Annotated in this window: 21 protein-coding genes; 20 read left to right on the forward strand and 1 reads right to left on the reverse strand. The window is 59.6% G+C overall.

Going from position 1 to position 24,125, the window contains the following annotated elements; genetic code table 11:
• The first annotated feature begins 3 nt into the window (after positions 1 to 3).
• From iscR to ACTG2U_RS00610, 19 genes are all read left to right on the forward strand, one after another.
• Positions 4 to 507 carry a Fe-S cluster assembly transcriptional regulator IscR gene (gene iscR / locus ACTG2U_RS00520; RefSeq protein WP_026035025.1) on the forward strand — a complete coding sequence of 168 codons (504 nt, stop codon included), beginning with the start codon at positions 4 to 6 and terminating at the stop codon, positions 505 to 507.
• Between the two features lie 53 nt (positions 508 to 560).
• Positions 561 to 1,775: an IscS subfamily cysteine desulfurase gene (locus tag ACTG2U_RS00525; protein ID WP_021229687.1), complete on the forward strand. Its 1,215-nt coding sequence runs from the start codon at positions 561 to 563 to the stop codon at positions 1,773 to 1,775.
• Positions 1,776 to 1,816: 41 nt separating this feature from the next.
• Positions 1,817 to 2,200, forward strand: coding sequence for a Fe-S cluster assembly scaffold IscU (gene iscU / locus ACTG2U_RS00530; RefSeq protein WP_005333813.1), 384 nt, complete (start codon positions 1,817 to 1,819; stop codon positions 2,198 to 2,200).
• A gap of 15 nt (positions 2,201 to 2,215) precedes the next feature.
• Positions 2,216 to 2,539 (forward strand): iron-sulfur cluster assembly protein IscA, encoded by a 324-nt coding sequence (gene iscA, locus ACTG2U_RS00535; RefSeq protein ID WP_005333812.1) that lies wholly within the window; start codon positions 2,216 to 2,218, stop codon positions 2,537 to 2,539.
• 118 nt (positions 2,540 to 2,657) lie between these two features.
• A complete protein-coding gene (hscB, locus tag ACTG2U_RS00540) occupies positions 2,658 to 3,176 on the forward strand; it encodes a co-chaperone HscB (protein ID WP_005351031.1) in 519 nt (172 codons plus the stop codon).
• 28 nt (positions 3,177 to 3,204) lie between these two features.
• Positions 3,205 to 5,052, forward strand: a complete 1,848-nt coding sequence (gene hscA, locus ACTG2U_RS00545; RefSeq protein ID WP_338710021.1) for a Fe-S protein assembly chaperone HscA — start codon at positions 3,205 to 3,207, stop codon at positions 5,050 to 5,052.
• Position 5,053: 1 nt separating this feature from the next.
• Positions 5,054 to 5,392, forward strand: a complete 339-nt coding sequence (gene fdx / locus ACTG2U_RS00550; protein WP_005333808.1) for an ISC system 2Fe-2S type ferredoxin — start codon at positions 5,054 to 5,056, stop codon at positions 5,390 to 5,392.
• Between the two features lie 173 nt (positions 5,393 to 5,565).
• A complete protein-coding gene (pepB, locus tag ACTG2U_RS00555) occupies positions 5,566 to 6,870 on the forward strand; it encodes an aminopeptidase PepB (protein ID WP_064341952.1) in 1,305 nt (434 codons plus the stop codon).
• Entirely contained in the window at positions 6,867 to 8,150 is a 1,284-nt protein-coding gene (pepB, locus tag ACTG2U_RS00560; RefSeq protein WP_236396538.1) for an aminopeptidase PepB, read from the forward strand. Before pepB (ACTG2U_RS00555) ends, pepB (ACTG2U_RS00560) begins: the two co-directional genes overlap by 4 nt.
• Before the next feature lie 267 nt (positions 8,151 to 8,417).
• Positions 8,418 to 8,846 carry a nucleoside-diphosphate kinase gene (gene ndk, locus ACTG2U_RS00565; RefSeq protein ID WP_005333805.1) on the forward strand — a complete coding sequence of 143 codons (429 nt, stop codon included), beginning with the start codon at positions 8,418 to 8,420 and terminating at the stop codon, positions 8,844 to 8,846.
• 167 nt (positions 8,847 to 9,013) lie between these two features.
• The gene (locus tag ACTG2U_RS00570) at positions 9,014 to 10,117 is read left to right on the forward strand and encodes a bifunctional tRNA (adenosine(37)-C2)-methyltransferase TrmG/ribosomal RNA large subunit methyltransferase RlmN (RefSeq protein ID WP_005344856.1); all 1,104 of its coding nucleotides are present in this window, start codon (positions 9,014 to 9,016) and stop codon (positions 10,115 to 10,117) included.
• Between the two features lie 11 nt (positions 10,118 to 10,128).
• Positions 10,129 to 10,920, forward strand: coding sequence for a PilW family type IVa pilus biogenesis/stability lipoprotein TapF (gene tapF, locus ACTG2U_RS00575; protein WP_085943024.1), 792 nt, complete (start codon positions 10,129 to 10,131; stop codon positions 10,918 to 10,920).
• The gene (rodZ, locus tag ACTG2U_RS00580) at positions 10,910 to 11,878 is read left to right on the forward strand and encodes a cytoskeleton protein RodZ (RefSeq protein WP_439973865.1); all 969 of its coding nucleotides are present in this window, start codon (positions 10,910 to 10,912) and stop codon (positions 11,876 to 11,878) included. Before tapF ends, rodZ begins: the two co-directional genes overlap by 11 nt.
• A 10-nt stretch (positions 11,879 to 11,888) precedes the next feature.
• Positions 11,889 to 13,004: a flavodoxin-dependent (E)-4-hydroxy-3-methylbut-2-enyl-diphosphate synthase gene (gene ispG / locus ACTG2U_RS00585; protein WP_439973866.1), complete on the forward strand. Its 1,116-nt coding sequence runs from the start codon at positions 11,889 to 11,891 to the stop codon at positions 13,002 to 13,004.
• 137 nt (positions 13,005 to 13,141) lie between these two features.
• Complete coding sequence (gene hisS, locus ACTG2U_RS00590) at positions 13,142 to 14,419, forward strand: histidine--tRNA ligase (RefSeq protein ID WP_005344864.1); 1,278 nt, start codon at positions 13,142 to 13,144, stop codon at positions 14,417 to 14,419.
• Between the two features lie 3 nt (positions 14,420 to 14,422).
• The gene (locus ACTG2U_RS00595) at positions 14,423 to 15,073 is read left to right on the forward strand and encodes a YfgM family protein (protein ID WP_005333798.1); all 651 of its coding nucleotides are present in this window, start codon (positions 14,423 to 14,425) and stop codon (positions 15,071 to 15,073) included.
• Positions 15,066 to 16,250 carry an outer membrane protein assembly factor BamB gene (gene bamB / locus ACTG2U_RS00600; RefSeq protein ID WP_040066510.1) on the forward strand — a complete coding sequence of 395 codons (1,185 nt, stop codon included), beginning with the start codon at positions 15,066 to 15,068 and terminating at the stop codon, positions 16,248 to 16,250. The genes ACTG2U_RS00595 and bamB overlap by 8 nt, the downstream gene beginning before the upstream one ends.
• 74 nt (positions 16,251 to 16,324) lie before the next feature.
• Positions 16,325 to 17,821 (forward strand): ribosome biogenesis GTPase Der, encoded by a 1,497-nt coding sequence (gene der / locus ACTG2U_RS00605; protein WP_108588207.1) that lies wholly within the window; start codon positions 16,325 to 16,327, stop codon positions 17,819 to 17,821.
• Between the two features lie 124 nt (positions 17,822 to 17,945).
• On the forward strand, positions 17,946 to 18,170 hold the full coding sequence (locus tag ACTG2U_RS00610; RefSeq protein WP_005344872.1) for a zinc ribbon domain-containing protein: 225 nt from the start codon (positions 17,946 to 17,948) through the stop codon (positions 18,168 to 18,170).
• A 373-nt stretch (positions 18,171 to 18,543) separates the two neighbouring features.
• Here ACTG2U_RS00610 and mltF read toward each other — a convergent pair whose 3' ends face one another.
• On the reverse strand, positions 18,544 to 20,028 hold the full coding sequence (gene mltF / locus ACTG2U_RS00615; RefSeq protein ID WP_005344877.1) for a membrane-bound lytic murein transglycosylase MltF: 1,485 nt from the start codon (positions 20,026 to 20,028) through the stop codon (positions 18,544 to 18,546).
• A 150-nt stretch (positions 20,029 to 20,178) separates the two neighbouring features.
• On the opposite strand from mltF, the gene purL reads away from it, so the two are divergent.
• The gene (gene purL, locus ACTG2U_RS00620) at positions 20,179 to 24,102 is read left to right on the forward strand and encodes a phosphoribosylformylglycinamidine synthase (RefSeq protein WP_439973867.1); all 3,924 of its coding nucleotides are present in this window, start codon (positions 20,179 to 20,181) and stop codon (positions 24,100 to 24,102) included.
• Positions 24,103 to 24,125 lie beyond the last annotated feature (23 nt).

Genomic DNA, 24,125 nt, shown 5'->3' on the forward strand with positions numbered 1-24,125 from the left:
CACATGAGACTGACTTCAAAAGGACGTTACGCTGTAACCGCCATGCTCGACGTGGCGCTGCATGCAGAGCAGGGGCCCGTCCCCCTTGCCGATATTTCCGAGCGCCAGGGCATCTCGTTGTCCTATCTCGAGCAGCTCTTTGCCCGCCTGCGTAAACATGGTCTGGTGAGCAGCGTGCGTGGCCCGGGTGGTGGTTATCGCCTCGGGTTGGCCCCAGGCGAGATTTCGGTTGGTCAGGTGATCACCGCGGTCGATGAGTCGGTCGATGCAACCAAGTGCCTCGGCAAGGGCGGTTGCCACGGCGGTACCCAGTGCCTGACTCACTCCCTGTGGCGCGACCTCAGTGAAAGGATCTCCAGCTTCCTCGGGGATATCACGCTGGCCGAGCTGGTACGCCAGGCCGATGTGCGCCGCATTGCCGGCAAGCAAGATGAACAAATGAAGACCGTGTTGTCCCTGGTTGATCGGGCAGAACACGGCGATGTGAGCTTGAAAGTCCAACTATAAACGTGCTTTCCACAGCGGGACTCTGTATGACCCGGACTGTGACGGAGAAAAACATGAAACTGCCTATTTACCTTGATTATTCGGCAACCTGTCCGGTGGACCCGCGTGTCGCAGAAAAAATGATGCAGTGTCTCACCATGGATGGCCTGTTCGGCAATCCGGCTTCCCGTTCTCACCGCTTTGGCTGGCAAGCCGAAGAGGCGGTGGATCTGGCCCGTAATCAAGTGGCAGATCTGATCGGTGCCGATCCCCGCGAGATCGTCTTCACTTCCGGTGCAACCGAATCCAATAACCTGGCCATCAAGGGTGTTGCCCACTTCTATGCCAGCAAGGGCAAACACATCATCACCTCCAAGACCGAACACAAGGCGGTGCTCGATACCTGTCGCCAGCTGGAGCGTGAAGGGTTCGAGGTGACCTATCTTGAGCCGATGCCCAACGGCCTGTTCACTATCGAGATGATCGAGAATGCCATGCGTGATGACACCATCCTGGTCAGCATCATGCATGTGAACAACGAAATCGGCGTGGTTCAGAACATTGCCGCCATCGGCGAGTTGTGCCGTTCCCGCAAGATCCTGCTGCACGTGGATGCCGTTCAGAGTGTGGGCAAGATCCCGGTAGATGTGGAAGCACTGAAAGTGGACCTGCTCTCCGTCTCTGCGCACAAGGTGTATGGTCCGAAAGGGATCGGTGCACTGTTTGTTCGCCGCAAACCCCGCGTTCGTCTGGAAGCCCAGATGCACGGTGGCGGCCACGAGCGCGGCATGCGTTCCGGTACTCTGCCGACCCACCAGATCGTCGGGATGGGCGAAGCTTTCCGCATCGCCAAAGAAGAGATGGTGAGTGAAGGCGAGCGCATCTTGGCTCTGCGCCAGCGTCTGTGGAATGGCATCAAGGATATTGAAGCCGTCTACATCAATGGCGATCTGGATCAGCGTGTTCCGGGCAACCTCAACGTCAGCTTTGCCTATGTGGAAGGGGAATCCCTCATCATGGCGCTGAAAGATTTGGCAGTCTCTTCCGGTTCGGCCTGTACCTCCGCCAGCCTGGAACCCTCCTATGTGCTGCGCGCACTGGGCCTGAACGACGAGCTGGCACACAGCTCCATCCGTTTCAGCATGGGTCGCTTCACAACCGAGGAAGAGATTGACTACGCGGTCAAGCTTATTCGTGACTCCATCGGTCGTCTGCGCGAGATGTCCCCTCTGTGGGAGATGTACAAAGACGGCGTCGATCTGAACACGGTCGAATGGGCTCATCACTGATCTATTTGGTCAGTGAGCAACAGAATTAGCAGGAGTGAGATATGGCTTACAGTGAAAAAGTAATCGACCACTACGAGAATCCTCGCAACGTCGGTGGTTTCGACAAGAATGATCCCAGCGTTGCAACCGGCATGGTCGGTGCGCCCGCCTGTGGCGACGTGATGAAGCTGCAATTGAAGATCAGCGACGAAGGCATCATCGAAGATGCCAAGTTCAAGACCTACGGCTGCGGTTCCGCCATCGCCTCCAGCTCCCTGGTGACCGAATGGGTCAAGGGCAAGACCCTGGACGAAGCGGCTGGCATCAAGAACACCGATATCGCTGAAGAGTTGGCCCTGCCACCGGTGAAGATCCACTGCTCCATTCTGGCTGAGGACGCCATCAAGGCCGCCATCGCCGATTACAAGCAGAAGAAAGGTCTCTAAGCGCCGGAGAGCAGTATGGCTATTACCATGACAGATGCCGCCGCGGCACGGGTTTCCTCTTTTCTGGCTAACCGGGGCAAGGGCATTGGCCTGCGCCTCGGCGTCAAAACCACCGGCTGCTCCGGTCTGGCCTACGTGCTTGAGTTCGTTGATGAACTGACCGATGAGGATCAGGTGTTCGAGCAGCAGGGCGTCAAGATTATTGTCGATGCCAAGAGCCTGATCCATCTGGATGGCACCGAGCTGGATTTCGTCAAGGAGGGCCTCAACGAGGGCTTCCAGTTCAACAATCCCAACGCCAAAGGCGAGTGTGGTTGCGGCGAAAGCTTCAGTGTCTGAGATGTTTGACGTCAATGATCCTTCGTCTGTGGTTGAGCGGGTCGCCCATGACCCGTTCAACCACATCTCATTTGCCAGGGGCGAGTGAGGTTGTGGCGAACGTTTCCAAGAGGTTTGCATGAATCATTTCGAGCTGTTTGGGCTGGTTGAAGGCTTCGAGCTCGATACCCGTCAGTTGGCTGATACCTACCGCCAGCTGCAAACCCAATTCCATCCTGATCGTTTTGCCACCGCCCCCGAACGGGAGCAGCTGGCTGCGGTGCAACGTGCCGCCCAGATCAACGAAGCATTCACCACCCTCAAGGCGCCGCTGCGCCGTGCCGAATATCTGCTCTCCCTGCGTGGCACCGATATCCGTGGTGAACAGCAGACTCTGCAAGATACCGCGTTTCTGATGCAGCAGCTGGAGTGGCGCGAGCGTCTGGCCGATCTGAAAGATGACGCCGACCCTGAGCGCGCCATCAAGGATTTTCGCAGCGAGATCAGGCATGATCACCAGATGTTGATGCAGCAGCTGACCGAGTCTCTTGCCGCCGGCAGAGATCTCGTTGCCGCTGATTGCGTTCGCAAACTCAAGTTTGTCGACAAGCTCCTCGAAGAGCTGGAACGATTCGAAGACTCGCTTCTCGAGTCTTGATCCTTTAACGCTGGAAGTTTCATTACCCATGGCATTACTGCAAATCGCCGAACCCGGCCAGAGCGCTGTTCCTCATCAGCACAAACGTGCCGTCGGCATCGATCTCGGCACCACCAACTCTCTCGTCGCTGCGGTTCGCAGTGGTCACGCCGATACCCTTTGCGATGAGCAAGGGCGCGACCTGCTCCCGTCAGTGGTGCACTATCAAAGCGACGCCATTCGAGTGGGGATTGATGCCAAGCGCGAAGCGGCGCTCGATCCTCACAACACCATCGTCTCGGTCAAACGGATGATGGGCAAGGCGCTGGCCGATATCGATACCCGCCAGCAGCCTTACCAGTTTGTTGCCGCCGACAATGGCATGCCGCAACTGCAAACCCGTCAGGGGCTGGTCAATCCGGTGCAGGTATCGGCCGAAATTCTCAAAAAGCTGGCCGAGCGTGGCGCCCAGACCCTGGGTGGCGATCTAGATGGCGTGGTCATTACCGTGCCAGCCTATTTCGATGATGCCCAGCGTCAGGGGACCAAGGATGCGGCCCGTCTGGCCGGTCTGCACGTACTGCGTCTGCTCAACGAGCCGACCGCGGCCGCGATTGCCTATGGCCTTGACTCCGGTCAGGAAGGGGTGATCGCGGTTTACGATCTGGGGGGCGGTACCTTCGATATCTCTATCCTGCGTCTGCACCGCGGTGTGTTTGAAGTGATGGCGACCGGCGGCGATTCCGCCCTCGGCGGTGATGATTTTGATCACCTGCTGGCGGACTGGATCAAGGAGCAAGCGGGCCTCTCCGGCGAGCTGGATGCCCATCTGCAGCGCGAGCTGCTGGATGTGGCCGCTGCCGTCAAACACGGCCTGACCGATGCCGAGCAGGTGGCGTGCACCTTTGCGGGCTGGCAGGGATCAGTGAGCCGCAGCCAGTTTGATGAACTCATCACCCCGCTGGTGAAACGGACCTTGCTGGCTTGTCGCCGCGCCCTGCGCGATGCCGGTCTCGAACAGGTGGAAGTGCTGGAAGTGGTGATGGTCGGTGGTTCCACCCGGGTGCCGCTGGTGCGTGAACTGGTGGGCGATTTCTTCCAGCGTGCGCCGCTGACCAGCATCGATCCGGACAAGGTGGTCGCCATTGGCGCCGCCATCCAGGCCGATATTCTGGTGGGCAACAAGCCCGATGCCGAGATGCTGTTGCTGGACGTTATCCCCTTGTCGCTGGGTCTGGAGACCATGGGTGGCCTCGCCGAGAAGGTGATCCCGCGCAACACCACCATCCCGGTTGCCCGCGCCCAGGAGTTCACCACCTTCAAGGATGGTCAGACCGCCATGGCCATTCACGTGGTACAGGGTGAACGCGAGTTGGTGGCCGATTGCCGCTCCCTGGCCCGCTTTACCCTGACCGGTATTCCGCCGATGGCAGCCGGCGCCGCCCATATTCGCGTCACCTTCCAGGTGGATGCGGATGGTCTGCTCTCGGTCAGTGCCATGGAGAAATCCTCCGGCGTGCAGGCCGAGATCCAGGTCAAGCCCTCTTACGGGCTGGCGGAGCAGGATATCCTCAACATGCTGAGTGCCTCCATCGAGAACGCCCAGCAGGATATGGATGCCCGCATGCTGGCCGAGCAGCAGGTTGAAGCCGACCGGGTGGTCGAGAGTCTCAATGCGGCGCTGGCCGCCGATGGCGATGCCCTGCTCAATGCTGCCGAGCGTGCCGAGATTGATGCCGCCATCGCCCATCTGCTGACCATGCGCAACAGCGGCGCAACTCATCAAATCAAAGAAGCCATTGAGGCAGCCGATGCTGTCAGTGGCGAGTTTGCAGCCCGCCGGATGGACGCTTCCATCCGCAAGGTGCTGACCGGACAAAACGTCAACAAGGTGTAATATGCCAAAACTGATCATTCTTCCTCATCCCGTACTCTGTCCGGATGGCGCCGCCCTCGAGGGGCAAAGCGGCGAGACCATTCTGGATGTGGCGCTGCGCAACGGCATCGAAATCGAGCACGCCTGCGAGAAATCCTGTGCCTGCACCACCTGCCACTGCGTGGTGCGCGAGGGCTTTGACTCGCTCGAGCCAAGCGACGAGCTGGAAGACGACATGCTGGACAAGGCGTGGGGGCTAGAGCCGGAATCCCGTCTTAGTTGCCAGGCAAAACTGGCGGACGAGGATCTGGTGGTGGAACTGCCCAAGTACACCCTGAACCTTGCCTCTGAACGCCATTAATTACACATGAGTGAATTGCACGTGCAGCATCCTGTGGTGCTTCAGTGATATGGTGGAAGGCCGTGACCCTCGGGGGCACGGCCTTTTTTGTATTCGTTATTCTCTCTTTGCCAATAAGCTCTTTCCCATAAAGAGTGCTTATACATAGTGCCAGTAAAAAGGAAGCAAACACGATGGCTGACATGATGAAGGTAGCGTTATCCACCCAGGCTGCGGCCGCCTATTGGGGCGAGGGCGCCCAGCTCAGTTTCAATGGCGACGAGGCACTGATCCATCTTGGTGCCGCCGGTCAGGAGAAGGATGTTCTGCGCACCGTTCAGCGCGCCGCCCGTCGCCTCGAATCGAGCGGGATCAAGCGGGTGACGCTGGTCGGTGAAGGCTGGGATCTGGAGCGTCGCTACGCGTTCGCCCAGGGGTTCTACGCCGCCAAGGGAGCGCGTGAACTGGATTTTGGCCAGCAGAGCGACGCGGAAGCCCGTGAACTGGATGCGCTGCTCAAGGCGGCTCGCTGGGTACGTGACATCACCAATGGCTGTCCGGAAGAGATCTACCCCATGAGTTTGGCGGAATCGGCCCTGTTGCTCATTCGTGGTCTGGCCGGGGATCAGGTTACTGCCCGCATCACCGCCGGTGAAGCGCTGCGCGAGTCCGGCCATATCGGGATCTGGTCGGTTGGCCGTGGCAGCGAGCGCGAGCCTGTGCTGCTGGAGCTAGACTACAACCCGACCGGTGATCGCAATGCGCCCGTGGTGGCGGCGCTGGTGGGCAAGGGGATCACTTTCGATTCCGGTGGCTACTCCATGAAGTCCTCTGACAACATGCTGCCGATGAAGTCCGATATGGGCGGTGCCGCCATGGTGACCGGCGCGTTGGCGCTGGCTATCAGCCGCGGTCTGAACCAGCGGGTGAAGCTCATTCTCTGCTGCGCCGAGAACCTGGTCTCCGGCCACGCCTTCAAGCTGGGCGACATCCTCACTTACAAGAATGGGGTTTCGGTCGAGATCCAGAACACCGATGCGGAAGGTCGTCTGGTGCTGGCCGATGGCCTGATGGCGGCCTCCGACAGCGGTGCGGCTTATATCCTTGACGCAGCCACCCTGACCGGCGCCGCCAAGATGGCGCTGGGGCGTGACTACAATGCGGTGTTTGCCCTCGATGAGACAGAACAGCTGCGTGCGCTGGCCGCCGCCAAGGTGGAAAACGAGCAGGCGTGGGCGCTTCCGCTGGAACCCTGGCATGCCAGCCAGCTCACCTCGGCCTTTGCCGATCTGGGCAACGTCGCCTCGGCAGAGGGCACAGCCGGTGCCACCACGGCTGCTGCGTTCCTTTCCCGTTTCGTACGTGATGAGGGCAAGGGTTGGGTGCACCTGGATCTGGCCGCCTCTTATCAGAAATCGGGCAATGATCTCTGGGCGACCGGCGCCAAGGGTCACGGTCTGCGCACCATCGCCCGCTGGCTGCAGGAGGTGACCGCATGAATGTCTGGCTGAGTCGTGAATTTGCACCGGCCGAGTGGGGGGAGGGGGCGCTGCTCTCTCACCGTGCCGACGGCATGGTGATCCATCTGGTGACGGCCAATCCGCTGCTCGATATCCAGCAGGCGGCCCGTCGCCTCTGCCAGCAGGGGATCCAGAAAGTGACCCTGGCTGGTCACTGGGAGCGTGAACAGCAGTGGGCTTTTGCCCAAGGGCTGCAAACCCCCAAGGCGGAGGTGCAACTGCAGTGGGCCATGTCCTCGGAAGAGGACAGAGAGGAGCTGGAAGCGCGTTGGCTCTGCGGTCGCTGGGTGCGCGAGATGACCAATGCCACCCCGGAGCAGTTGGGCCCGCTGGAGCTGGCGGTGGAAGCGGCCTCCTTTATTACCGAGGTGGCGCCGGACAAGGTGAGTCATCGTATTTTGAAAGGCGAAGCGCTGCAACAGGCGGGCTGGGTCGGCCTCTATCAGGTGGGCCGCGGCAGTGCGCGCGAACCGGTATTGCTGGAGCTCGACTTCAACCCGGGGCGTGACCCCAAGGCGCCGGTGGCGGCTGCGCTGGTGGGCAAGGGGATCACCTTTGACTCCGGCGGCTACTCCATGAAGAGCTCCGAGGGGATGCTCACCATGAAGTGCGACATGGGGGGGGCGGCGATTGTCACCGGTGCGCTGGCGCTGGCCATGCTGCGCGGGCTCGACAAGCGGGTGAAGCTGATCCTCTGCTGCGCCGAGAACCTGGTCTCCGGCCACGCCTACAAGCTGGGCGACATCCTCACCTACAAGAACGGCACCACGGTCGAGATTGTGAATACCGATGCCGAGGGGCGGCTGGTGCTGGCCGACGGCCTGCAACTGGCGAGCGAGTCCGGCGCACCGCTGATCATCGATGCCGCGACCCTGACCGGCGCTGCTGTGATGGCGCTGGGTGGGCGCTACAATGCCCTGTTTGGCCTCGATAAAGGACTGGTAAGTCGGGCCATGACCTATGCCGATGCCGAGCATGAGCCTGCCTGGCCGCTGCCGCTGGAGCCCTGGCACCGCCAGCAGTGCCCCTCCCATTACGCCGACACGGCCAACAGCCGTCCGGTGAAGGGGGGCGGGCCGGGTGGCGCCTCCAACGCGGCGGGTTTCCTCTCCCGTTTCGTTGCCAACGAAGGGATGGGCTGGTTGCATATCGATCTGGCAGCTTGCTTCAGTGACAACGGCGATGCCCTCTGGGCGCCGGGAGCTAATACCCTGGGGATGCGCACCATAGCGCGGGCCCTGCTGGCGGAAGCCAAATAGGCGAGACAAGGCACCTTCGGGTGCCTTTTTCATGCTGTTCGAATTGTGAACAAAAGATGGGGTTTTGGCGGCTTAAGGTAACTATCGTGCGCAAGCGCACATATTTTCCGGCTCTGCTCGGTCAAGATGAGTGTGGATGTTGATTGCAAGGGGGTGATGTTTAATAAAAAGTTGCTTGTTTGTGTGTTTTTCCGGTTTTTGTTTACGTATAATCGCCAGCGAACATGGATTCTAACAATAAAACTCTGTAGTTAAGGAAAGATATCAATGGCCATCGAACGTACCTTCTCTATCGTTAAACCGGATGCTGTCAGCAAGAACCTGATCGGTGCCATCTATAGCCGTTTCGAAAGCGCAGGCTTGAAAGTGGTGGCATCCAAAATGCTGCACATGAGCAGTGAACAGGCTGCCGGTTTTTATGCCGAGCATCAGGGCAAGCCTTTTTATGACAATCTGGTCAGCTTCATGACCTCTGGCCCTGTCATGGTGCAGGTGCTGGAAGGGGAAGACGCCATCCGTCGTAATCGCGAGATCATGGGCGCTACCAACCCGAAAGAGGCGCTGGCTGGTACCTTGCGTGCCTGTTATGCCGAGAGCATCGATCGCAACGCAGTGCATGGCTCCGATGCACCGGCATCCGCTGCCCGCGAAATTGCCTACTTCTTCTCTGACAACGAGATCTGCCCGCGCGGCTGATTTTTGTGGATGATGACCCAAGGGAGCCTCGGCTCCCTTTGTTGTTTTCGCCGTTTACGCAATATCCCTCTATTCTCCAGGTGGAAAGCCAGACCCATTATTTGTACAATGCCGCCCCCTGACGTCGTCAGCCAATAATTGATGAAGTGTTTGAACTGAGGCCATTGATGAGCGAAACAAAAATCAACCTGCTGGATCTTGATCGGGATGCCATGCGTGCCTTTTTCGTCGAACTGGGCGAGAAGCCATTCCGGGCAGATCAGGTCATGAAGTGGATCTATCACTTTGGGTGTGATGATTTCGATCAGATGACCAACGTCAACAAGGTGCTCAAAGAGCGCCTCAAGGCGATCGCCGAGATCAAGGCGCCCGAGATCAGCCGTGAGCAGCGCTCTGCCGATGGCACCATCAAGTGGGCTCTGCAGGTGGGCGATCAGGAGGTAGAGACCGTCTACATCCCGGAAGATGACCGCGCGACCCTCTGCGTCTCCTCTCAAGTTGGCTGTGCGCTGGAGTGCAAGTTCTGCTCCACGGCTCAACAAGGCTTCAACCGCAATCTGAAAGTCTCCGAGATCATCGGTCAGGTGTGGCGTGCGGCCCGCGTGGTCGGTGGCAAGCGTCCCATCACCAACGTGGTGATGATGGGGATGGGCGAGCCGCTGCTCAACCTCGCCAACGTGGTGCCCGCCATGCGTCTGATGATGGATGACTACGGCTTTGGCATCTCCAAGCGCCGGGTGACCATCTCCACCTCTGGCGTGGTACCTGCGCTGGACAAGCTGGGTGACCAGATCGACGTGGCGCTGGCTATCTCCCTGCACGCCCCGAACGACAAGTTGCGTTCAGAGATCATGCCGATCAACGACAAGTACAACATCGAGGAGTTCCTCGCCGGTGTCCGTCGTTACCTGGCCAAATCCAATGCCAACGGTGGTCGGGTGACCGTCGAATATGTGCTGCTCGATCATATCAATGACGATATGCAGCATGCTCACGAGCTGGCCAAGGTGCTCAAGGACACTCCGAGCAAGATCAACCTGATCCCGTTCAACCCCTTCCCGGGCAACCCTTACGGCAAGCCGAGCAATAGCCGTATCGATCGCTTCTCCAAGGTGCTGATGGAGTACGGTTTCACCGTGATTGTCCGCAAGACCCGTGGTGATGACATCGATGCTGCCTGTGGTCAGCTGGTGGGTGACGTGATTGACCGTACCAAGCGAACTATCAAAAATCGGATGCAACAGGATGGGATTTCCGTCAAAATGGTTTAAATGCTAAGCCATTGTATAGACAGGGAATGGATACACGTACATTGATCGTAGTGGCAGCGCTCTGCGCGCTGCCAGGCTGTGTGACCGAGACCACTTACGCTGGCCAGAATTCGACCCAGCGTGAAGTGGGTCCTGACCTCAAGGCGGCTGCCCAAACCCGCCTCGACCTGGGTATCCAGTACCTGCGTCAGGGCAATGCCGAGCAGGCCAAGTTCAATCTTGACCGCGCCCTCCAGTATGACCCCTCCAACCCCCAGATCCAGATCGGTTTTGCCTACTTTTACCAGAAGGTAGGAGATTTCAAGGCAGCCGAGACCCATTACAAGAACGCCCTTGCCATGGATCCGTCCAATGCTGACGCAATGAACAACTATGGTGCCTTCCTCTGTGATCGCGGCAGGTATGCCGAGGCAGATCAGGCGTTCAACCAGGCTGTTATTCAGCCAGGCTACGTAAAAATTGCCGATACCTATGAAAATGCGGCACTTTGTGCGCTGCAAAATCGCAGAAATGATAAAGCAGGCGAGTACTATCGCCTGGCCTTGGGGTATAATCCCCGCAATCCAGGGTTATTGCTGGACTTGGCCGAGCTTTCCATGAAAGATGGCAAGCTGCCTGATGTGCAGTCCTACCTCGCCCGTTTTGCCGATGTGTCAGACGAGAACGAGGAGAGTCTCTGGTTGAGACTTCGGCTGGCACAGGCGATGGACAAGCCGGCATTACTTCACCAATTCGGGACTGAGCTGGTAAGGCAATATCCCACTTCGCAACAAGCCAAGCGTTATTTAGCCAATGACTATTGAACAGCAACACGATTTCCAAGACGACTCCCAGGCAGTAGGCCCAGGCCAATTGCTGCGCAACGCCCGTGAACAGCTTGGCTGGACACGAGAACAGGTTGCGTCCCGCATTCACCTTCGTCTGACCCTGATCGCCGCTATCGAATCGGATACCTACGACAAGCACACCTCCCATACCTTTATTCGGGGCTATCTGCGTACCTATGCCAAGCTGGTCGGGATCCCCGACGAGACCATTCTGGCTGCTTACGACAAGCTGGGTCTGACTCCTCCCGACAATATCGACATGCAGAGCTTCTCCCGTCGCTCCCGCCAGCAAGCCAACGACAGTCGGCTCAAGGTGGTGACCTGGCTGGTGATCCTGGTGTTGATTGCGCTCTCGGTCGCCTGGTGGTGGCAGAGTACTTCACGCCGCTCCGCCGGTGATGAAGCGCTGGCAGCCACCGAGATGAGTGCAACCAGTTCGACTCCGGCTGAACCTGCTATCACGCCGCCCGATGCGATCAACACCGCTCCGGTGGAAGGCGCAGCCAACGCACCGGCAGCCACGGACGTGATTGCCCCTGCGGTGATCTCCGATGCGACTGCTACCCTGGCGCCTGCTTCTGCGGCTGTTGCCCCGACCGATGTCAGCGCGGCTGTCGGCACTGCGACCGATGCAGCGGTATCCGGCGCCAATGGCACCGAATCTGAAGAGGCTGTCGTTGATCCGGCGACTGCGCCGCAACTGAAGATGAGCTTCACCGCCGATTGCTGGCTGGATGTGAAGGATGCCAACGGCAAGACCCTGTTCAGTGGTCTGAAGAAGGCCAACGACGAGCTGGTGCTGGAAGGCGCCGAGCCCCTGAAGTTCATCATTGGCGCGCCCATGGCCGTCAAGCTTGACTACAAGGGGCAGTCGTTTGATATGAGCCGTTACAACAACGGTCGTACAGCCCGCTTCTCACTGCCGCAGGAGTAATCTGTTTCCCATGTCTTCTCACGAATCTCCCATCATTCGTCGTAAATCCAGACAGATCATGGTTGGTAATGTACCGGTTGGGGGCGATGCCCCCATTACCGTGCAGACCATGACCAACACCAAGACCACAGATGTCGCCGCCACCATCGAGCAGATCCAGCGGATCGAGCGGGTCGGTGCCGATATCGTCCGTGTCTCCGTGCCCACCATGGAGGCGGCGGAAGCCTTCCGGCTCATCAAACAGCAGACCCGCATCCCCATCGTCGCCGATATCCACTTCGACTATCGCATCGCCTTGAAAGTGGCCGAGTACGGTGCCGACTGCCTGCGTATCAACCCGGGCAACATCGGCAACGAGCAGCGGGTGCGCTCGGTGGTCGATTGCGCGCGCGACCTCAATATCCCGATCCGTATCGGGGTCAATGGCGGGTCGCTGGAGAAAGATATTCAGGAGAAGTACGGCGAGCCGACCCCCGAAGCGCTGGTGGAGTCCGCCATGCGTCACGTGGACTACCTCGATCGCCTCGATTTCCAGGACTTCAAGGTGAGTGTCAAGGCCTCTGATGTGTTCCTGGCAGTCGGTGCCTATCGCCTGCTGGCCAAGCAGATCGATCAGCCGCTGCACCTTGGCATCACCGAAGCGGGCGGTTTCCGTGCCGGCGCGGTGAAGTCTGCCATCGGTCTGGGCATGCTGCTCACCGACGGCATCGGCGATACCCTGCGTATCTCGCTGGCGGCGGATCCGGTGGAGGAGGTGAAGGTCGGTTTCGATATCCTCAAATCCCTGCGTATTCGCTCCCGTGGCATCAACTTTATCGCTTGCCCATCCTGCTCACGGCAGGAGTTCGATGTGATCGCCACCGTCAATGCGCTGGAAGAGCGGCTCGAAGACATCATCACACCGATGGATGTTTCCATCATCGGCTGTGTGGTGAACGGGCCGGGTGAAGCGCTGGTCTCCGACCTTGGTCTGGCGGGTGCCGCCAACAAGAGTGCCTTCTATGAAGGGGGCCAGCGGGTCGATCGGCTCGACAACAAGGATCTCATTCCAACTCTGGAGCGCCGCATTCGCGCCCGCGCCGCCATGCTGGATCCCGCCAACCGGATCCCGATGGACAAGGAGTGAGCGAAACAGGGCCACATTGGGTGGCCCTTTTTCCAGGTGACTGATTTTAAATCCCGCATCCGGATTCCCTGATTTTACCTTGGGGGGAAAATCCCTATAATGCGGCCAAATTTTACCTCTTTTTCTCGAGTATCAACGTGGCAAAACAGATCCAAGCTATTCGCGGTATGAATGATTGCCTGCCGGAGCAGAGCCCGGTATGGCAGAAGGTTGAACAGATCCTGCGCCAGGTCGTTGCCAGCTATGGCTACAGCGAAGTGCGCATGCCGATTGTCGAGCAGACTCATCTGTTCAAGCGCGCCATCGGTGAAGTGACCGACGTGGTCGAAAAAGAGATGTACACCTTTGAAGACCGTAACGGCGACAGCCTGAGCCTGCGTCCGGAAGGGACCGCCAGCTGCGTCCGTGCCGGTATCGAGCACGGTCTGCTCTATAACCAGGAACGCCGGATGTGGTACATGGGCCCCATGTTCCGTCACGAGCGTCCCCAGAAGGGCCGTTACCGCCAGTTCCATCAGTTCGGTGTCGAGCTGTTTGGCATCAACGGGCCGGACATTGACGCCGAGCTGATCATGCTGACCCACCGCCTGTGGCGTCTGTTTGGCATCAGTGAGCATGTCACCCTGCAGCTCAACACCCTGGGCCAGAGCGCCGAGCGTGCCGCTTACCGCGATGCGCTGGTGGCCTATCTGGAGCAGTACAAGGATCAGCTGGACGAAGAGAGCCAGCGCCGCATGTACAGCAACCCGCTGCGGGTGCTCGACTCCAAGGATGAAAAGGTACAGGCCATTTTGGCGGGTGCCCCGCGTCTGTTCGACCATCTGGGCGAAGAGAGCCTGGCCCACTTCGAGGGGCTCAAGCGCCTGCTCGAGTCTGCCGGTATCAAATACGAAGTGAACGAGCGTCTGGTGCGTGGTCTTGACTACTACAACCTGACCGTGTTCGAGTGGGTCACCAGCAGTCTGGGTGCTCAGGGCACCGTCTGTGCCGGTGGCCGCTACGATGGTCTGGTAGAGCAGCTGGGCGGTCAACCGACCCCGGCCGTGGGCTTTGCCATGGGTATGGAGCGTCTGGTGCTGATGCTGGAAACCCTCGAGCTCAACGCCGATATCCGCCCGGCGGTGGATGTCTATCTGGCGATGGTGGGCGAGGGGACCGAACAGGCTGGCTTCCAGCTGGCCGAGCGTCTGCGCGATGCCCTGCCGGACCTGCGCCTGATGAGCCACTGCGGTGGTGGCAACTTCAAGAAACAACTCAAACGTGCCGACAAGAGCGGCGCGGCAATCGCCCTGATCCTTGGTGAGACCGAGGTGCAAAACGGGGAGATCACTATCAAATATCTGCGTGGTCAGGCCGAGCAACAGACCGTCAAGGTTGACGCCGCCATTGCCCTGCTGGCAGCCAAAGGAGAGTAAGCTGTGGAAGTCTATACCACCGAAGAACAACAGGTTGAGGTTATCAAGGAGTGGTGGAAAGAGAACGGAACCTCGGTGATTGCCGGGACCGTGATCGGTCTGGTCGGTCTGTTCGGCTGGCGCTATTACAACCAGCACCAGCAAGAGACCATGGAGGCCTCCTCCCACTCTTACAACCAGGTGATTGAGCAGCTGGCCAAGGGCGATGCCACCGGTTTCGAGCAGGCACAGCAGTTTGTCACCGCCAACAAGGGTGACTCCTACGGTGAACTGGCCGCGTTGCAACTGGCTGCCGCTGCCGTCAAGGCGGGCAAGCTGGATCTGGCTGCCGAGCAGCTGGAGCTGGTGGCGACCACGGGTGACGAGAGCATTCGTCCCATCGCGGCGCTGCGTCTGGCCCGTGTGCTGAATGATCAGGGCAAGGCAGATGAAGCGCTGGCCAAGCTGGCGACCATCCAGAATGAAGCCTTCAAGGCGCAGGTAGCCGAAGCCCGTGGTGATGTGCTGCAAAAGCAGGGCAAGACCGAAGAGGCTCGTGATGCCTATCAGGCGGCGGCGGATGCCGGCGGCCTGCAGGGTAGCGCCGAGCTCAAGCTGAAAATGGACGATCTGGCCCTGCCGGCCGTTGCGACTGGTGAGGCACCGGATGCGTAATCTATTCAAGATGGTGGCGCTGGGGGCTGCGGTCTCCTTCGCTCTGCAGGGTTGCTCCCTGTTCAGTTCCGAAGAGGATCTCAACCCGATGGCGCCGCTGCCCAAGGTTGAATCTGCCTTCACTGCCGACACCGCATGGTCATCCACTGTGGGTGATGGTATCGGTGACTTCTACTCCCAGCTCAAGCCGGTGGTGGAAGAGGATCGTATCTATGCGGCGGCCCGTGACGGCGATGTTAGCGCCTTTGACCGTGCCAGTGGCGATCGCCTCTGGAGTGTCGATCTGGCCGACCTGCCGGTCAACGCCGACAAGCGCAGCGCCCGCCTTTCCGGCGGTCTGGTCTCCCGTTACGGCAAGCTGTTCCTCGGTTCCGAGAACGGGGTGGTCTACGCCCTGAACGAAGAGAACGGTGAAGTGCTGTGGCAGACCAATGTGCCCGGCGAAGTGGTGGCAAGCCCTGCGGTGGAAGATGGCCGCGTGGTGGTGTTGACCACCTCCGGTCGCCTGATCGCCCTCGACACTGATGAAGGCAAGATGCAGTGGTCGCTCTCCGAAGAGCAGCCGCCGCTGACCCTGCGCAGTGCCGGTGCACCGGTGATCACCAACGGCGCCGTGATTTACGGTCGTGCCGATGGCAAGGTGGGCATCGCCCTGCTGAGCAATGGCCAGCCTGTGCGCCAGTCCAAGGTGGCTGATCCGCGCGGTGCCACCGAGCTGGACCGCATGGTTGACGTCGATGCCAGCCCGCTGATTGCCGGTGATGAGCTCTATGCCATCGCCTACAACGGTCAGTTGATGGCGCGCAAACTGATGACCGGCGATGAAGTGTGGAAGCGTAAGTATTCCGGCTATCGCGATCTGGCGATGACCGGTAATGCCATCGTGCTGACCGATAGCCGCAGCCATCTGTTTGCCATCGACCGTCGCAACGGTCTGGAGCTGTGGTCCAACACCCAGCTGGAAAATCGTACCGTCACTGCACCTGTCATCTTCGGTGACTATGTGGTGGTGGGTGATGTGGAAGGATACCTGTATTGGCTTGATCGTACCGACGGTACCATCAAGGCGATGCAGCAGCTCGATAGCAGTGGTCTCTACGCCGCCCCGCTGGTGGATGGCGAGACCCTGTATGTGCAGAGCCGTGACGGCAAGTTGTACGCCCTCAAGCGTCCTTGATCGTCCGATAATGTGAATATCCGGCTCCTGGTCTTCGGACCCGGAGCCTTTGTCGTCTTGAGAATGAGGCTTTTATGACTCCTGTAGTAGCCCTGGTGGGCCGCCCCAACGTGGGGAAATCCACCCTGTTTAACCGCTTGACCCGTACTCGGGATGCCCTGGTTGCCGATTTTCCCGGTCTGACCCGGGACCGTAAATACGGTCAGGCGAAGTTGGGCGAGCTGGAATTTATCGTGGTCGATACCGGCGGTATCGATGGCACCGAAGAGGGGATCGAGCTGAAGATGGCCGAGCAATCCCTGCTGGCCATCGAAGAAGCAGACGTCGTGCTGTTCATGGTGGATGCCCGTGCCGGTCTGACCGCAGCGGATCAAGCCATCGCCGAGCACTTGCGCAAGGCCCACAAGAAGGTATTTCTGGTGGCCAACAAGACCGACGGTATCGACGGTGATTCCGCGGTCTCCGAGTTCTACGGTCTGGCGCTGGGCGAGGTCTACCAGATCGCGGCCGCTCACGGTCGTGGCGTGCTGAGCCTGCTGGAACTGGCCCTGGCTCCCCATCTGGAGACCCTGGTCGACGCCACTACCGATGAAGATGCGCAGGATGAGGAAGAGGAGGACTTCGACGAAGAAGCCCTGCTGCGCATGGTGGCTGCCGGTGAACTCGATACCAAAGAGGACACCAAGGAGACCCCGTTCGCCGACCTGCCCATCAAGTTCGCCATCGTTGGTCGTCCCAACGTCGGTAAATCTACCCTGACCAACCGCATGCTGGGTGAAGATCGGGTCATCGTCTATGACATGCCCGGCACCACTCGTGACTCCGTTTACATTCCGATGGAGCGTGACGAGCAGAAGTATGTAGTCATCGACACCGCCGGTGTGCGTCGTCGTGGCAAGGTGCACGAGACGGTGGAGAAGTTCTCCGTTATCAAGACCCTGAAAGCCATTGAAGATGCCAACGTCTGCCTGCTGGTGATCGACGCCCAGGAGACCATCACCGATCAGGACTTGAGCATCCTTGGCTATGTGCTCCACGCCGGTCGCTCCGTGGTGCTGGTGGTGAACAAGTGGGATGGTCTGGATCAGAAGGTGAAAGAGGATGTGAAGAACGAGCTGGATCGTCGCTTGGGCTTCATCGACTTCGCTCGCGTCCACTTCATCTCCGCCCTGCACGGCAGCGGTGTTGGCCATCTGTTTGAATCCATTCAGGAGGCTTACCAGTCCGCCACCCGTCGTACCAGCACGGCCATGCTGACCCGCATCATGCAGATGGCGCAGGAAGATCACCAGCCGCCGATGGTCAATGGTCGCCGCGTCAAGCTCAAGTATGCCCACGCCGGTGGCTACAACCCGCCGCGCATCGTGATCCACGGCAATCAGCTGAACGACTTGCCGGACTCCTACAAGCGGTATCTGATCAACTATTTCCGCAAGTCCCTCAAGATCATGGGCTCGCCGATCCGGGTCGAGTTCCAGGAGTCGGTCAACCCGTTTGAAGGCAAGAAGAACACCATGACCCTGAGTCAGGAACGTCAGCGCAAACGCCTGCTGAAAATGAAGAAGAAATAAGTCCTTGCGGCTGCCCTCACCGGCAGCCGCTTTGTTATCCTCGCAATGTTAAGGTGAGGAATAAGGGGAGGGGGATCTGCCATGGAATAAGACCATGGCAGATCCACTTTTCGAGGAGTCGACTATGGAAGCCCTGCTTTGTCCATCATGCCAGGCTGAACTGGATACCCGCAGCAAGGAGCAAACCTGTGGCCAGTGCCAGGCCCCTGTTCGGGTTACTGCCATCTGCCCCACCTGCCAGCAGGAGCTGGAGCGTCTCAAGGCGTGCGGCGCAGTGGATTACTTCTGCAACCACTGCAACTCGCTGATCTCCAAGCGGACGGTACAGTTCAAGGCGGCACTGGTGTAAGACAGTATTCAGGTGAGAAAGAAGATAAAAAAACCCGGCGAATGCCGGGTTTATGCTGTGTGCTCTGCAATAAGCAGGGTATAGGATCGATTTCTGCGCCACAGGTTGCGCTTGATGTCATTAAGCTTGAGTTTGCGTCTGGGGCTCCAGTTGCACTTCGCTTTTCTGACCAGACTGATTTTTCTACGTTTTTGCATCTTGGTCTCCTCCCAACTAAGTTGGCCATCCCGGCCTTGGGTCATTGATGGAGCCCATCCGAAATTGCTGTTATTTAATCTCTCAACATAATGAAAACAATGCGATTTCGGATAGGCTCCGATATGAATCGATGGTAACAGAGAAGTTTGTGTGAAAACAGCCGAATAATGGCTGGTTAGCGCATGGTGATCTGATTGACCACTTCGGCGATGGCGGTGGGGCGCTCGGCCAGCTCGGGCTCGCTGTCGTTGTCGAGACTCTCCCGCTGATGTGCCTTCTGTTGCTCGTTGTCGAGCCAGAGCAGACTCTGGTAATACTGGCGCACGTTGTTGACATAGTTGCGCGCCTCGCTGCCACGGGCATAGCCGTAACGTACCTTGCGGTGCCAGCGCGCCTGTTGCAGCAGCGGCAGCACCTCTTTCACGTCGCTCCAGGCGTCGGGATTCTTGCCGAGCTCTTTGGTCAGGCGGCGGGCGTCCATCATGTGGCCGTAACCGATGTTGTAGGCGGTGAGGGCAAACCACACCTTCTCGTCATCGGGCACCGAATCCGGCACCTTCTCCATCATCTGTTGCAGATAGAGGGAGCCACCCTTGATGCTCTCTTCCGGATGAAGCCGGTCGTTGACTCCCATCGCCTTGGCTGTGGGCTCGGTCAGCATCATCATGCCGCGCACGCCGGTGTAGGAGCGGGCCTGCGGGTCCCAGTGGGACTCCTGATAGCTGATGGCGGCGAGCAGACGCCAGTCGATATTCTTGGCGTGAGTCTGGAACAGCGGTTGGTACTTGGGCAGCAGGCTCTTGGCGCGTTTGAGGAAGGTACGGGTATCGACAAAGTCGAAGTTTTGCACATGACCGAAGTACTTCTCGTCCAGTTTGGCGATGGCACCATCCATAAAGCGCTGACCGAAGAAGTCGATCACGCTGGCATAGAGGCTGTCATCGGGCAGCTTGCTCATGGCCCAGGCAACGGTCTGCTTCTGGGCCAGGGTCAGCCCCTCGGTGAGCTCCGGGTAGTAGCGCTGGGTACGGGCCAGCACGGTATCCTGCACCACCGTGTAGTCAATCTTGCCATCCACCACCTGCTTGAGCAGCTCCTCCACATCGGCGTTGTCGCTGGTGCTCCAGGCTAGTTTCGGATTTTCTTTGCTCATCTCTTTGAGCAGATCTTCCCCGGTGGAGCCGGCGGCCACCACCAGCTTGCCCTTGATATCGTTCAATGAGGCCGGCTTGGGTTTGCCGTTGCGGTAGACCAGTTTGGGGGAGACCTGGTAGAAGCCCGGGCCGAAGCGAAACAGCTCGCGCCGTTCGGGGGTGACCATGATGGCGGCAGCCGCCAGATCGAGTTTGCCCTTTTTCAGCAGGGTGACCAGTTGGTCAGTGGTGTCGACCGGGATGATGGTGAGTTTCACCCCCAACCAGTCGGCATAATTTTGCGCCAGCTCGTAATCGAACCCCTGAGCGAGGTCGTCACGCTGGTAATAGGAGGTGGGACCATAGATGGTGCCAACCCGGATCTCGCCTCGCTGGCGGATCTGCTCCAGCTGGCTGGAGGGGCTATAGAAGTCGCAGCCAACCAGTGTCAGCGTCAACAACAGCCCGATAAACAGTCGAAAAATGCAGCGCAAGTAGGTGAGTACCTTTGTTGAAAAAATCGGCATTTGTCAAAAAAGAGGCACCTTTATACCAGAGAGTGTGCGCAGAGTCACACTGCACGAAGTGAGAAAAACGTTTGTCCGCTGTGAGCCAGATCCCTATAATACGCGCGTCTCAATTCCCCCCCCACTTTAAAACTTGGTGAGAAAGGTCATATGGATATCTTGCGTGGTGCCCCAGCACTGTCTGATTTTCGTGTCCAAAAACTGCTGCAACGCTTCGCACAGATGAGAAACGAGAGTGGAGTAGAGAGCGGAGTAGAGATAGAGGATGTCTATGCCGAGTATGTGCACTTTGCCGAGCTGACAAACCCCCTCTCTCCCCCCGAGCGAGCGACCTTGGGCCAGCTCTTGCGCTACGGCCCGACCATCCCCGAACACACCCCCAGCGGTCAGCTGTTTCTTGTTACCCCCCGCCCCGGCACTATCTCCCCCTGGTCTTCCAAAGCAACCGACATCGCCCACAACTGCGGCCTGAAACAGGTCAAGCGGCTGGAGCGTGGTATTGCCTATTACCTGACCATCAAGGGGCAGGGTGAGCTGAGTGCCGCCCAGCGCAGCGCCATTGCCGCCGTGCTCCATGATCGGATGATGGAAGTAGTGTTTGCCGAGATGAGCGAAGCTGCCGCCCTGTTTGCTCACCACGAGCCGCGCCCCTTCACCCAGGTGGATGTGCTGGGCGGTGGTCGCGCAGCCCTGGCCGAAGCCAACGTGGCGCTCGGTCTGGCGCTGGCCGACGACGAAATCGACTATCTGGTAGAGAACTTCACCAAGTTGGGTCGCAACCCTAACGACATCGAGCTCTACATGTTCGCCCAGGCAAACTCCGAACACTGCCGTCACAAGATCTTCAATGCCGACTGGACCATCGATGGCGAACAGCAGCCCAAGTCGCTGTTCAAGATGATCAAGAACACCTTCGAGCAGACGCCGGATCATGTCCTCTCTGCTTATAAAGACAACGCCGCCGTGATGGAAGGGAGCCTGGGTGGCCGCTTCTTCCCGAGCCCGGCCAACGGCGAATACCAGTATCACCAGGAACAGGTCGACATCCTGATGAAGGTGGAGACCCACAACCACCCGACCGCCATCTCCCCGTTCCCGGGCGCAGCCACCGGCTCCGGCGGCGAAATCCGCGACGAGGGAGCCACCGGTCGCGGTGCCAAGCCCAAGGCGGGTCTGGTCGGTTTCTCCGTCTCCAACCTGCGCATTCCCGGCTTCGAGCAGCCCTGGGAGCAGGATTTCGGCAAGCCGAGCCGTATCGTCAGTGCCTTCGACATCATGCAGGAGGGGCCGCTCGGCGGCGCCGCGTTTAACAACGAGTTCGGCCGTCCGGCCATTCTCGGCTATTTCCGTACCTTCGAAGAGGAGGTGCCGAGCCACAACGGCGTCGAGGTGCGTGGCTACCACAAACCCATCATGCTGGCAGGCGGCATCGGCAACATCCGCACCGAACATGTCCAGAAAGGGGATATCCCGGTCGGTGCGGCGCTGATCGTGCTGGGCGGCCCTGCCATGAACATCGGTCTGGGTGGCGGTGCTGCATCCTCCATGGCCTCCGGCCAGTCAGCCGAAGATCTCGACTTTGCCTCGGTGCAGCGTGACAACCCCGAGATGGAGCGCCGTTGCCAGGAGGTGATCGATCGCTGCTGGCAGCTGGGTGACGACAACCCTATCGTCTTTATCCACGATGTGGGGGCGGGCGGTCTCTCCAACGCCATGCCGGAGCTGGTCAACGACGGTGAGCGCGGCGGTCGTTTCGATTTGCGCGCCATCCAGAGCGACGAGCCGGGCATGAGTCCGCTGGAGATCTGGTGCAACGAATCCCAGGAGCGTTACGTGCTGGCGGTAGCGCAGGACAAGTTGCCGCTGTTCAAGGCGCTGTGCGAGCGTGAGCGCGCCCCCTATGCCGTCATCGGTACCGCGACCGAAGAGAAGCATCTGACCCTCTCTGACAGCCACTTTGACAATCAGCCCATCGATCTGCCGCTGGATGTGCTGCTCGGCAAGGCGCCCAAGATGCACCGCGATGTTGCAAGCCTGCCTGCCCAAGGCAAAGCGCTCCAACTCGATGGCATCACCCTGGGCGAGGCTGCAGAGCGGGTGCTGCGTCTGCCCACCGTAGCGGAGAAGTCCTTCCTTATCACCATCGGCGATCGCAGCGTGACCGGTCTGGTCAATCGCGACCAGATGGTTGGCCCCTGGCAGATCCCGGTGGCCGATTGTGCCGTCACCGCTGCCACCTACGACAGCTATCACGGCGAAGCCATGTCCATGGGCGAGCGTACCCCGGTGGCGCTGCTCTCCCACGCCGCCTCCGCTCGCATGGCGGTAGCGGAAGCGCTCACCAACCTGGCGCCGGCTCATATCGGGTCGCTGAAGCGGGTCAAGCTCTCCGCCAACTGGATGGCCGCTGCCGGTCACCCGGGAGAAGATGCCGGGCTCTATGAGGCGGTCAAGGCGGTGGGCGAGGAGCTCTGCCCGGCCCTTGGCATCACCATTCCTGTGGGCAAGGACTCCATGTCCATGAAGACCCGCTGGCAGCAGGATGGCAAGGAGCACAGCGTCACCTCGCCGCTCTCCCTGCTCATCTCCGCCTTTGCCCGGGTCGAGGATGTGCGCAACACGGTTACTCCGCAGCTGCGTACCGATCTCGGTGAAACCGACCTTATCCTCATCGACCTTGGCAACGGCAAACAGCGCCTCGGCGCCTCGGCGCTGGCGCAGGTCTATCGCCAGCTGGGCGACAAGGCGCCGGATCTTGACAATCCGGTCCAGCTCAAAGGCTTCTTCAACGCCATTCAGGCACTGGTAGCCGATCGCAAACTGATCGCCTATCACGACCGCTCCGACGGTGGCCTGTTCGTCACCCTGACCGAGATGGCGTTTGCCGGCCACTGCGGCCTCGACATCCAGCTCGATCGCATCGGCGGCGAGCTGCTGCCGGCGCTGTTCAACGAAGAGCTGGGCGCCGTCATTCAGGTGCGTCGTGAAGATAAAGAGGCGGTGATGACCCTGCTGGCCGGTCACGGTCTGGCAGCCTGCTCCCATGTGCTCGGCACCGTGCGCGAAGGGGATCTCATCACCCTGCAGCGGGGCGGTCAGGAGGTCTATCGCGCCAGCCGTACCGCACTTCGCACCATTTGGGGCGAGACCAGCTGGCAGATGCAGCGCCTGCGCGACAATCCCGAGTGCGCCGACAGTGAGCACGCGGCCCGTCAGGACGCCACCGATCCGGGTCTGCATGCCAAGCTGACTTACAACCCGTCCGAGGATGTGGCTGCACCTTACATTGCCCGCGGGGCCTCCCCCCGTCTGGCGGTGCTGCGCGAGCAGGGAGTCAACTCCCATGTGGAGATGGCGGCGGCGTTCGATCGTGCCGGTTTCGCGGCGGTCGATGTCCATATGAGCGATATTCTCTCCGGTCGCATCAAGCTGGAGGAGTTCCAGACCCTGGTGGCCTGTGGCGGCTTCTCCTACGGTGACGTGTTGGGTGCCGGTGAAGGCTGGGCCAAGTCCATCCTGTTCAATGACAACGCCCGCGAGCAGTTCCAGCGCTTCTTCGAGCGCGGCGATACCCTCTCTCTGGGTGTCTGCAACGGTTGCCAGATGATGTCCAACCTGCGGGATCTCATTCCGGGTGCTGAGCTGTGGCCGCGCTTTGTACGCAACCGCTCCGAGCGCTTCGAGGCCCGCTTCAGTCTGGTTGAGGTGCAGGAGTCCCCGTCGGCCTTCTTCGCCGGCATGGCAGGCTCCGTGATGCCCATCGCCGTTTCCCACGGGGAAGGGCGGGTGGAAGTGCGCGATGCCGCTCACCTGAGCGCACTGCAGCAGAGCGGTCTGGTAGGGCTGCGCTTTGTCGACAACCGTGGCAACGTGACCGAGCAGTACCCGGCCAACCCGAATGGCTCGCCGGAGGGCATCACCGCTGTGACCACCACCGATGGCCGTGCCACCATCATGATGCCGCACCCGGAGCGGGTGTTCCGCACCGTGGCCAACTCCTGGCACCCAGACAACTGGGGCGAGGACGGTGCCTGGATGCGGATGTTCCGCAACGCCCGGGTTCGTCTGGGTTAATAGAGACAGCACCAGTGCATAAA

Source organism: Aeromonas sp. 95A, assembly GCF_051919235.1.
In the GTDB taxonomy this organism is placed as follows: domain Bacteria; phylum Pseudomonadota; class Gammaproteobacteria; order Enterobacterales; family Aeromonadaceae; genus Aeromonas; species Aeromonas veronii.